Below are 12,633 nucleotides of genomic sequence, written 5' to 3'. Positions count from 1 at the left end.
CCCGATAGGAATGAGGAAGGACGATCATGCAGACACGGTTGGCGCAACGCGGCGGTAGGGCATTGAGGGCGCGTAAGGCGGGGCGCGGGCGTCCGCGCTGGCGTCCGACACAGGTGTCGCAGGCGTTGGCGGTGCTGCTGGTGGCGGGCGGCTGGAGCGGCGCGGCGCAGGCGCAGGCGCGCGCCTTCAGCCCGGCCTGGTTCGCGGACAAGGGCGCGGTGCAGTCGACCGCGCAGCGCACCGGCCGCATGCCCGACGGCAGCCTGGCCGGCATCGGCAACAGCGCCCGCCAGCAGGCGCAGTCGCGCCAGCAGTTGCAGCGCTCGCTGGACAACCTGAATCGCACCGCCGCGGCGGTGGCCGCGCAGCAGGCGGCGCAGGCGGCGGCGCGCGCGGCCGCGGCGGCCAACGGCGCCGCCGTGCCGGACGGACTGACGCAGGGCGGGCTGTGGATCGCCGAGGGCGCGCAGGCCAAATGGGAAGGCGCCAACAAGCCGCGCACCGGCACCGAGGGCGGGCGCCAACTGGTGACCATCGAGCAAACGCAGTCGCGGGCGATTCTGAACTGGGACACGTTCAACGTGGGCCGCAACACCACGCTGCGGTTCCAGCAGAAGGCCGACGACGCGGTGCTGAACCGGGTGGTGGGCGCGTCGGCCCGGCCCAGCCAGATCCAGGGCGCGATCCAGGCCGACGGCACGGTACTGGTGGTGAACCAGAACGGCGTGATCTTCAGCGGCACCAGCCAGGTCAATGCGCGCAACCTGGTGGTGGCCGCCGCCACCATGAGCGACGCGCAGTTCCGCGGCAATGGCCTGTATGGCGACAATGGCCAGCCGACTTTCCGCGACGCCGCCGGCCGCATCGAGGTGCAGGCGGGCGCGCGCCTCCAGACCTCGACGCCGGCCTCCTCGACCACGGGCGGCGGTTATGTGCTGCTGCTGGGCAAGGAGGCCGTCAACGCCGGCACGATCGATACCCCGGGGGGCCAGGCACAACTGGCGGCCGGCGACAGCTTCGTCATCAAGCGCGGGCAGGGGACGGCGGGCAATCAGTTGTCCACCACCCGGGGCAACGAGGTGACGCCCGCGGGCGCGACGGGCCGTGTCGAAAACACCGGCCTGATCCAGGCCGCCCTGGGCGACGTGACATTGACCGGCGCCGAGGTGGCGCAACGCGGTGTGCTGTTGTCGAGCACTTCGGTGAACGCCCGCGGCACCCTGCACTTGGCCGCGGCGGGCGCGGATGGCCGGATCACGCTGGCCGCAGGCAGCGCCACGGCGATCCTGCTGGATCGGGGCGGCGACCTGGCGCTGGACAGCCAGCGCGATGGCCTGCGCGTGCCCCTGGGCGCGCAGACCGATGCGCCCATGGCCGCGGCAGGCAGCGACCGGCGCGACCTGTCCCGCGTGGAAATCCGCAGCGGCGGCACGGTCGATTTCGCGGCGGATTCCATGACGCTGGCCACGGGCGGGCAGATCGTGGTCCACGCCGCCCGGCGCAGCCTGCTGCGCGACGGCGCGGTGCTGGACGTGGCCGGCGCGGTGGGCGTGCCCGTCGCCATGGAAAACAACAACATCAAAATCAACGTGCAGGGCAACGAGCAGCGCGACGCCCCGCTCAATCGCGACAGCGGCAAGCTCAACAGCAGCGATGTGTGGGTGGATCTGCGCGAGCTGGTGTGGGTGCCGGCGGGAACCAACGGCTATGCCACCGATCGCTGGTACACGGCGGGGGGGCTACTGGAAGTGAGCGGCTATCTCGGCACGCGGCCGCACGCGGTCGGCGAATGGATGGCGCAAGGCGGCAATGTCGAGTTCAGTGGCGGCGACGTGGTGACGCGCGCCGGTTCGTCCATCAATCTGTCCGGCGGCACCCTGGACGTGCAGGACGGCATGATCCGCCAGAGCTGGTTGCGAGGCGCGGACGGCCGCTTGTATGAGGTGTCGCGCGCGCCGGGCGACCTGGCCTATGCCGGCCTGTACCTGGGGTACGAGGCGCGCAGCGCGCGCTGGGGCCAGACGAGGTATTTCTACAACCCGCTGCTCGCCCCGCGCGAGCGATTCGAGACCGGCTATACCGTGGGCCGCGATGCGGGCAGGCTGCTGGTGGGCACCAGCGGCGCGGTGCTGGAGGGCGAACTGCTCGGCGCCACCTTCCTGGGCGAGCGCCAGAGCGTCGCCGCGCGCTCTGACCTGGATGGCTACCAGCAATCGCAACGCGCCGCGGCGCGCGGCGCGCAATTGGTGGTGGGCGCCTACACGCCCTATTACGACAAGCGCACCGGGGCGTTGCGGTACACATTGGAACGCAATCAGAACACCGCCGCGCGCGTCGTGCTGGACGGGTGGGTGGCAGCCATCGCCGGCGGCCTGGAACTGGACACCGCCCTGCCCGCGGACCGCGGCGCCAACCTCTTGCTCGACAGCGCACGGTTGAGCGCGTCGGGCCTGGGCGCCGTCAGGATCGCCGCCGCCGACATTGACGCGCGCGCCGACCTGACGGTGGCGCCCGGCGGCGAGATCACGCTGTTTGCCGAGCGGGTGTCGGTGGACGCCACGTTGAGCGCGCGCGGGGGCGCGCTGCGCCTGGGCAGCGTCATGACGCAGGCCACGCCGACCGGCATGCTCGACACCCTGGCGGGCGGCAACGGCGCGGACGAGCGCGTGGCGCTGGGCGCGAACGCCCGCCTGGACGCGTCGGGGCTGTGGCGCAATCTGGCGCCGGCGCAGGCCGGCGCCCTGGCTTATCTGGATGGCGGCAGCGTGTCGGTGCGAGGACGCGGCGATCTGCTGCTGGATGCGGGCAGCACGATCGACGTGGGCTCGGGCGCCGCATTGCGCGCGCCGGGCAAGCTGACCGGCGGCAGGGGCGGCGACATCACGCTGGAGACGCTGGCGGCCGACGGTTCGGCAGGCGGCCGCTTGCGCCTGGCGGCCGACTTGCGCGGCTATGGGGTGGAGGGCGGCGGCACCTTGGCGGTAACGGCGCCAAAGGTGGTGCTCGGCGATGCCGGCGCGGCGGGCGACGGCGCGCTAATGCTGGAGGCGGCGCTGTTCCAGCGCGGCTTTTCGCGCTACCAGATCGCGGGCAGCGAAGGCCTGGCCGTGGCCGACGACGCGCGCATCGACGTCGCGATGCCGGTCTACCGGCCCGGCGCCGATGCGGCCGAAGTGCCGACCGGCTCGCGGCCGGCCGTGGCGCTGCAAGCCTGGCTGCCGCCGGTCTATCAGCATGATCCGGTGGCGGCAACGATCACGCGCCGGCGCGGCGCCAGCCTGTCACTGCAGAGCGGCCGCAACCTGGCGACGGCCGGCGCCGACGTCGATGCGGCGCTGACGATCGGCCGCGGCGCGCGCGTCACCGTCGACCCCGGCCAGACCCTGCGGCTGCGGGGCGCGGGCCAGATCACGGTGCTGGGCGCATTGAGCGCCGCCGGCGGCAGGATCGACATCCGGCAATTGCGGCTGGGCGATATCGACGTGGCCGAGTCGGTGGAAACCGCCAGCGGACGGGTCCACGACCGGTCCATTCTGGTGGGAGAGCAGGCGCTGCTGGATGTCGCCGGCCGCGCCGAGGCTGGCGTGGACGCGCGCGGGCGCAGGTACGGCGTGGCGGATCAGGGCGGCGCCATCGTCATCGGCGGGGAAATCGACCACGAGCGCGCCACCGCGACCTCCTCCGATGCCTATGTGATCGTGCGGCCCGGGGCGCGGCTGGAGGCCTCGGGCGCCAGCGTGGATCTGGACGTGCAGGGCGTCGGGCCGCTGCGGCTGGACCGCGATGGCGGCCGGATTTCGCTCAGTTCGTACCTGGGCGTGCAGCTGGACGGCCAGTTGGCGGCGCGCGCGGGAGGCCCCGGGGCCGCTGGCGGCACGCTCGATATCGCGCTGGAAACGCCGTTGTATCGCCTATGGGGCGGTGATACGGCCACGGCCGCGGTGCAAGTGCCGCGCGAATTAGTGCTGACGAGCGGCGCCGCCGCGGGCGAGCCGCGTTATGGCCAGGCGCGACTGGACCTGGCGCGCGTGTTGGCCGGCGCGGGCTTCGATCACATCGGCCTGTTGTCCAACGGTCTGATGTCCTTTGACGGCGCGGTCGACCTGGCGGCCGCGGGCAGTCTGCGGCTTTATGCCGGCGCGTTTTCCCTGGCGACGGGGGCCGACGCGGCGGACAGCCGGGTGATGCTGTCGGCCCCGTATGTGCGCCTGTCGGGCCCGGGCAGATACTTCGCCACCAATGGCCTGACGCGGCCCCGGGTGCTGTTCGGCGATGCGGCCACGGTGGGGGCGGGCAACTTCACCGTGCGTGCCGGCGGCTTGCTGGAGGTCGGCAACAGCCTGTCCTTTGGCACCCAGGGCCAGATCCAAGTCGCCGGCGCCACGCCGCTCGTGGTGACGCGACCAGGCTTTGACCGTGTCGAGCTGCGCAGCGGCGGCGACATGCGCTTCCTGGCCCCCAACGATGATCAGCCGCGCACGCGCCTGTGGACGCGCGGCGACCTGGATCTGGTCGCCGCGCAACTCTATCCGGCCACGGGAGCTGATGCGGAGGTGCTGGCCGGCCACACCCGCGACCTCGCATCCGGCGCACTGGTGTTCGATCCGGCGCGGACCTTGCGCGTCGGCCGTGTGGACGCGGCCGCGGCATTGCCGCCCGTGCCGTATTCCGCGTTCGGCACGCTGCGCCTGGCCGCCGCCAGCGTCGAGCAGGGTGGCGTGCTGCGGGCCCCGTTGGGCGCGATCGTCCTGGGCGACCTGAGCGAACGGTTGGGGACACGGCGCCTGACCCTGCTGCCGGGCAGCGTCACGTCCGTCAGCGGCGCCGGCCTGGTGATGCCTTACGGCGGCACCTCGGATGGGGTGTCATACCGGTTCCAGGGCGAGGAGGTGGCGCTGGTCGGCGTGGGCGGGGCGACGGGCTTCGAGCAGGGCGCCTATCTGCGCACCGGCATCACGCTGGCGTTTCGCGACGTGGATGCGGCGCCGGGCGCGTTGCTGGATCTGTCGGGCGGCGGCGAACTGGCCGGCGCTGGCTTCGTGTCGGGCCGCGGCGGTTCAACCGATGCGCGCTACTTTCCGCTGGTGCGCAACACGCCCGACGGCGGTTTTTTCCTGCCGGCCCTGGCGGACCATCCGGTCTATGCCATCGTGCCGGGCGCGCAACCCGGCTATGCGCCCGCGGGCGGCGAGGCAGGCGCGTCGAGGCCGGGCGTGGGGCGCCAGATCACGGTGGGCGCGGGCGTGCCCGGCTTGCCGGCCGGCACCTATACCTTGATGCCTTCCACCTTCGCGCTGTTGCCGGGCGCCTTCCGCGTCGAGATCAACGGCGCCGCGGCCGCGGGGCCGGCCATCGCGCCGATGCGGCTGCGCAACCTGTCATGGGCGGCCAGCGGCACGTTGTCCACTGCCGGCACGGCCTTGGCCGACAGTTTGCCGAGCCAGGTGATCCTGACGCCGGCCGCCGTGCTGCGAACCTATTCGCAATACAACGAGACCAGCTACGCCAGCTTCGTGCGTGCCGACGCGGTCAGGCGGGGCGTGCCGCGCGCGATGTTGCCGGCCGACGCGCGCACGCTGCGGCTGACGATATTCCCGGGGACGTCCGACGGCCAGGCGCTGCGCTTTGACGGCGTTGCCGATTTCCGGGCGGCGGCGGGCGGTTTCGCCGGCACCGCGGCGCTCAACGGCGGCAGCAGCCAGGTGGAAATCCTGCCGGCCGGCCAGGCGCCGAGCGCCGGCTTTGGCGGCGCATCGGTGCAGGCGGATGCGCTGGCGGCCCTGGGTGCCAACCGGTTGGTGATCGGCGCCCTGCCGGTGGTCGAGTATGGACAGGGCGGCCGCTTCTACACCTTCCAGGGCGGCGCGCAGCGGGTGATCCTGCGGTCCGGTGCGCAGCTGGCCACGCCCGAGATCCTGGTCTCGTCGCGCGAGATCGAAGTCGAGGCCGGCGCGGGGCTGTCGACGCTGGGACGCGGCGCGCCGTCGGTGGATTCGACGCAGGGCTATGCCTTCCAGCCTGGCGCGGTGGCGCTGTTGGCGCTGTCCAATGGGCGCCTGGATGTGCTGGCGCCCGACGCGCAGGCCGCCGGGTCGATCCGCATCGGCACCTGCGCGGCGGTGCCGTGTCCCTCGGCAACGGGGCTGTACTCCGAAGGCACCATCGCCGCGGCGGTCAATGGCGTGTTCGACCTGGGCGAGGCGGTGCGCTACGGAACCCGCAACCTGACGCTGGCGGTCGGCGCAGTCAATGTCGGCACGGCCACCGCGCTGGAGCAGGCGGCGGCGCGTGGCGTGCTGCCGAGCGGCCTGACCTTGAACCAGGAAATTCTCGCCCGGCTCCTGCGTGGCGATGTCAGTAGCGGCGCGCCGGGGCTCGAAGTGCTGACGCTGACCGCGCGCGACGCCATCAATTTCTATGGCTCCGTGGCGCTCGATACGCGCGACCCGGCCAGCGGCCGCTACAGCCTGGCCACACTGGCGCTGGGCACGCCGGCCCTGTACGGCTACGGTGAAAGCGGCGACGAGGCCGCCATCCGCACCGGGCATCTGGTCTGGAACGGGGCCACGCAGGCGCCCGGCGCGGTGGCGGCGGGCGGCGCCGGCACCGGCCGGGGCACCCTGCGCATTGACGCCGAGCGCATCGAGTTCGGCTACGGCCAGGGGGCGCAGCCCAACGGCGTGGACGACAACGCCCGCCTGGCACTGGGCTTCGGCGCTGTCGTGCTCAATGCCAGCGAACGCGTCACCGCGAACCATCGTGGCAGCCTGGCGGTGTACCAGTCGCAAGGCGCCTATGGCAGCGGTGGCTACGCGTACAGCGGTGGCGACCTGACGGTGAACACGCCGCTGCTGACCGGTGTCGCCGGCTCCGTCAACCGTTTCATCGCGGGTGGCGACGTGCGGGTCGTGGCGCCGGCGGGCGCGCCGGTCGCGCCGGTTCAGGCGCTGGGCGCGGAGCTGAGCCTGACGGGGGCGAACGTGCGGATCGGCGGGGCCATTGTGCTGCCCAGCGGCAAGCTGACGCTGACGGGGCGCGACAGTGTGTTGTTAGGGGCGGGCTCCACGCTGGACCTGGCGGGCCGCGCCATCGCCTTCAACGACGTATGGCGCTACAGCTGGGGCGGCGAACTGATCCTGGAAAGCGGCCTGGGCGCCATCCGCCAGGAAAGCGGAGCGTTGATCGACCTGTCGGCGCGCGAGAACGACGCCGGCGCCCTGCGCGCGGTGGCGCTGTCCCCGACCGGCGGCGAGGTGGCCTTGCTCGGCCGCATACTGGGCGGCGCGTCGGGGCGCTACGACGCGGCAGGCACGCTGGTGCCGTATCGGGCCGGCAGCATCGACATTCGCGCGCAGCGCCTGGGCGCGGCGGGCTCGCTGGATGCCGATTTCGACGCCCTGAATCAACGCCTGAACGAGGGCGGCGTGAGCGGCGCGCGCAGTTTCCAGATCAAGCAGGGCAACCTGACGGTGGGCGACGCCTTGCGCGCCAACGATATCAATCTGTCGCTGGACGGCGGCCACCTGACCGTGGCGGGCCGTGTCGACGCCAGCGGCGAACGGGTCGGCCGCATCCGGCTGGCGGCGCGCGAAGGGCTGACGCTGGCGTCCGGCGCCGTGCTCGATGCGCACGGCACGCTGCTGCGCGTGGACAGCTACGGCAAGATCATCGACGCGCCCAACCGCGCCGTCGTCGAACTCAATGCCGGCCAGGGCGTGCTGACCCTGGCCGGGGGCGCGCGCATCGACTTGCGCCATGGCACGGCGGCCACCCAAGGCACGGCGGCGGGGCAGCACGATGGCGCCGCGCGCGGCACGCTGGAATTGCTGGCGCCGCGCGTCGATGCGGCCGGCAACGCCGGCATCAACGGGGGCGGCGCGCCGGATGCCGCCGCCACATATGGCGACATTGCCATCGAGGCGCGCGGACCTCTGGCCATCGAGGGCGCCAAGGCAATCACGCTGATCGCCACGCAGCGCTACGACGATGCCCGTCCCGGTGATCCCGCCGAGCGCAGCGGCGGGCGCGAATACCAGATCATCGACCAGGATTACCTGAACGAAAAGCATGCCGACAGTGCGGCTTTCATGGGCCGCGCGCTGGCCAACGGCAACCTGCTCGGCGGCAAGCTCGCCGGCCTGAACAATGCCGTCTATCGCGACGTGTTCCATCTGCGGCCCGGCGTCGAGATCGTCAGCCGCAGTGCGGACGGCGACCTGGTCGTGCAAGGCGACCTGGACCTGTCGGGCTATCGCTATGCCAGCCTGAATCCGCGCACGCCGCTGGGCGCCGCGTATGGCTCCGGCGAGGCGGGCGCGCTGGTGCTGCGGGCCAAGGGCAACCTGGATGTATATGGCAGCATCAACGACGGTTTCGCCCCGCCGCCGGCGTCGCCGGACGACGAGAACGGCTGGATCCTGACACCGGGGACGCAGCCCTTCGGCGGTGACGTGGTCCTGCCGCGCGGGGGAGTGGAGCTGGCCGAAGGCACCGAGTTCCCGGGCGGGCGCACCCTGAATTACCCCTTGCCCTTGCAGGCGACCACGCTGGCGGCGGGGACGCGCCTGCCGGTGGAGGCGGTGCTGGACCAGAGCCTGTCGCTGGCCCCGGGCACGGTGGTGTCCGGGGACGTGCGCGATGCGGCCGGACAGTTGCTGTACGGGGCCGGCACCGTGCTGGCGCAGGCCGTGGAACTGCCTGCGGGGACGCGCTTGGGCGCGGGCACGCTGCTGGCGCAGGGCACGGCCTTGCAGGCGTTCACCTGGCCGGCGGACGTGGCCCTGCCGAACCTGCACACCACCCAGGGCAATGAGGCCAACGTGCTGCGTCTGGCGGGCACGATCACGCTCAAGCTGGGCGCGCTGATCCCGTCGCAGGCCAAGCTGATGCTTCCGGCCGGCACCGAATACGTGCCATTGCGGCCGGACGCCACGGCGGCGCAGCGGCGCAATTGGGCGTTGGCGCCGATGCTGCCCGCCGGCAGCCAGTCGTGGTCGGTCCAGCTGGTGGCGGGCGCCGACCTGGAGGCGGCCGATCCGCGCCGCGTCCTGCCGGGCGCAGGCCACCTGACGCTGGCCGACAGCCATTACAACGTCAGTCTGGAGCAGGGCAACGCCCGGCTGGTGTGGGGGCCTGACGCGCCGGATTACGGCGCCGAACCGGGCAAACCGGTGCCGGACGAAATGCAGTGGCTGTGCGATGTCACGCCCGGCCTGTGCGTGCCGCCGCCGCCCTGGGTGTGGGCCGAGGACAACTGGCTGGGGTTCCCCGGAGGCGAGCCGGTGGCCGATGGCGACCTGGCGCTGTGCAAGACATTTCCCGATCAATGCGTCGCGAACAAGACCACCCTGACGATCGTTAACCATACGCAGAACTTCAGCGTGCTGCGCACGGGCACGGGCGATCTGGCGCTGGCGGCGGGGGGAGACATCAGCCTGCGGTCGGCCTATGGCGTCTACACGGCGGGCACGCAAGCGGCCGACGTGGCGCCGGCCTACCTGCTGTCGCGCGGCCGTTATGGCGGCACGGTGCTGGGGGATGCCTACGCCTCGACCTATGAGCCGTTCGTGGCGGACGGCGCCTACCAGGCCTGGTATCCCGAGGCGGGCGGCAATCTCGACCTGTATGCCGGCGGCGCGCTGCGCGGCGACGTATGGGGCAGGACCGTGCCCGCGTCCCTCGAGGGACGCGTGATCGATCCCAGCGTCGGCGTCGGCAACTGGCTGTGGCGCCAGGGCACGGGCAGCGCCAACGGCGGTGACACACCCACGGCATGGTGGATCAACTTCGGCAGCTATACGCAGGCCCCTGCCTCGTTCAAGGATGGCACGCCTTTGCTGGCCGGTTTCACCGGATTCGGCGCGCTGGGCGGCGGCAACGTCAGCGTGCGCGCCGACGGCGACGCCGGCAATATCGACGCGCGCGGCACCGCTTCGGACCCGCGCAGCCAGGGCCTGGTCGTTGCGGTGGGCAGCACCGGCCGCGTCGCTGCCGACGGCGCCCTCGCATTGACCGGCGGCGGGGATATCGACGTGCGCATCGGCGGCCGGCTGAATCCGACCCAGAACGCGCGCGGACTGGTGTCGACGACGACGGGCGCCAAGCCCTTCTATGGCGACCCGGCCCTGGACCTGCAGGGCGCCCTGATCAACCTGCGGGGCAGCGTGCGCCTCTCGGCGGGCGCGGTGGGCGGCCTGGCGCTGCAATATGGCAACAACGCGACCCTGCAGGACGCCAAGGAAAGCCGCGGCTACGATCCCTACACGTCCACCCTGGCCAGCGCCACGGGGGGGCTGGTGCTGATGCCTGGCGACGCGGTCATGCGCGTTGATACGCGCGGCGACCTGGTGCTGGGCGGGGCTGGCGACCCTGGCCGTGTCGCAGTGCCCAACAGCACGCCGTTCCGGCTGCCCGACGGCACCGCGCTGGCGGGCGGCGGCTACAGCTGGTTTTCGATGTGGACCGACAGCACCGCCATTGAACTGGCCAGCGCTGGCGGCAACCTCGCGCCCAGCCGCCAGACCGCGCACAGCGCCCGCAATTCACCGCTGCAGACGGGGCGCAACACGTCGGCCTCGGACGCGCGCTATCTGTATCCGTCGATACTGCGCGCCACCGCCTACGACGGCAGCGTCTACGCCGGCGCGTCCGCGGGCTACCTGAACAGCGAAATCGATGGCGTGCCGTATTCGCTTACCCTGGCGCCGGGCGCTCGCGGCCAACTGGAACTGCTGGCCGGCGACTCGATCTACGCTGGCGGCTACGCCATCAATCGATCCGGCGCCGATCCGACCGTGATGGCGAGCGTGCGCAACCCCGCCTTCGCCGGTTATGACTCCCTGGCCAGCGATGCGGTATTGCTGGGCAACCAGGGGGCCGGCGGTGGCGCCGCGACGCGCGGTATCCATTACCCACTGTTCCATTTCGGCGCACCGACCGCGGGCGCCGCCGGCTCCAACGCCGTGACGCGGCTATATGCGCGCGACGGCGACATCGTCGGGTTGCGCAGCGGCGAGCTGATCAGCGTGGCGCAGGGGCCGCAGGCCGGCCTGAACTGGTTCGAGGCCGCCGGCCCGGTCCGGATGATGGCGGGACGGGACATCGTGGCCTCGGGCACCGACATCGGCAAGCCCACCGCGGTGCCCACCAGCAACGGCTATACCTTCGGGATCGGCGACGGTGTGTCCAGCGGCAATCTGTTCCTGCATCGGGACGGGCTCGATGTTTCGCGGGTCGCGGCGGGCCGCGACATCCTGTACAGCACGTTCCAGGTGGCGGGGCCGGGCGTGCTGGAGGTCACGGCGGGCCGCCACGTGCTGATGGCCGACCGGGCCGCCATCGGCAGCCTCGGCCCGGTGCTGCCGGGCGATCCGCGGCCGGGAGCGTCGATCGCCGTGCAGGCGGGGGTGGGCGCGGCCGGGCCGGACTACGCCGGGTTCCTGGCGCGCTACCTGGATCCGGCGCGGCTGGCCGATGCCGGCCGGCCGCGTGAAGACCAGGGCCTGCCCTTCAAGACCTATGAGGCGGAACTGCTGCTGTGGTTGACGCAGCGCTACGGTTTCGCGGGCAGCGGCGAGCAGGCGCGCGCCTACTTCGACGCCTTGCCCGCCGAGCAGCAGCGGATCTTTGCGCGCCAGGTGTATTTTGCCGAACTGCGCGCAGGCGGCCGCGAATACAACGACAAGTCAGGTCCGCGCAGCGCCAGTTACCTGCGCGGCCGCCAGGCCATCGCGGCGCTGTTCCCGGATACCGCGCCCGGTGCCTACCAGGGCGATCTCACGCTGTATGGCGCGGCCGGTATCCGCACCGCTTTCGGCGGCGACATCCAGCTGCTGACGCCGGGCGGACAGCAGGTGTTCGGCGTGGAAGGCGCGGCGCCGCCCGCCACGGCCGGCATCATTACACAGGGCGAAGGCGATATCCAGCTGTATGCGCTGGGCAGCATCCTGTTGGGCCAGAGCCGCGTCATGACCACGTTCGGTGGCGGCATCACCGCCTGGTCCGCGCAGGGGGACATCAACGCGGGCCGTGGTTCCAAGACCAGTGTGCTGTACACACCTCCCAAACGTGTCTACGACAGCGTCGGCAATGTGACGCTGTCGCCCGCCGCGCCCAGCACGGGCGCGGGCATCGCGACGCTGGCGCCGCTGCCCGAGGTGCCAGCAGGCGATGTGGACCTGTACGCCCCGCTTGGCACCATTGACGCGGGGGAGGCTGGCATCCGGGTCTCGGGCAACGTCAACATCGCTGCCTTGCAGGTGGTCAACGCGGCCAACATCCAGGCCCAGGGCGACAGCCAGGGCGTCCCGGTGGCGGCTGCGGCCAACACAGGCGCGCTGGCGTCGGCCAGTGCCGCCGCCAGTTCCGCGGTCAACGCCGCGCAGGATTCCGTCCAGCGCGCCCAAAGCCAGGCACGCCGGAACCTGCCATCGGTGATCACCGTGCAGATCCTGGGACACGGCGATGAGCCGCTGGCGGGCGCGTCCCGGCCGGCGGCGCCGGGGCCGGCCACCGGCTACGACGCCGCCAGCGCGGTGCAGGTCCTGGGGGCCGGGACGCTGGACGACAGCGAGATGCGCGCGCTCAGCCCGATCGAGAAAAGTCGGCTGGCGATGTAAGGGCGGACGGCGCGCG

Annotated in this window: 1 protein-coding gene; it reads left to right on the top strand. The window is 72.2% G+C overall.

Translation table 11 applies throughout. From position 1 onward, the window contains the following. Positions 1–26: 26 nt before the first annotated feature. A complete protein-coding gene (locus ACVN9Z_RS26625) occupies positions 27–12,617 on the top strand; it encodes a filamentous haemagglutinin family protein (protein ID WP_458212827.1) in 12,591 nt (4,196 codons plus the stop codon). Positions 12,618–12,633 lie beyond the last annotated feature (16 nt).

It is taken from the genome of Achromobacter sp. KK8, assembly GCF_054188005.1.
The sequence above is the reverse complement of the archived record's forward strand: the minus strand, read 5'-3'. Positions and strand labels throughout refer to the sequence as shown.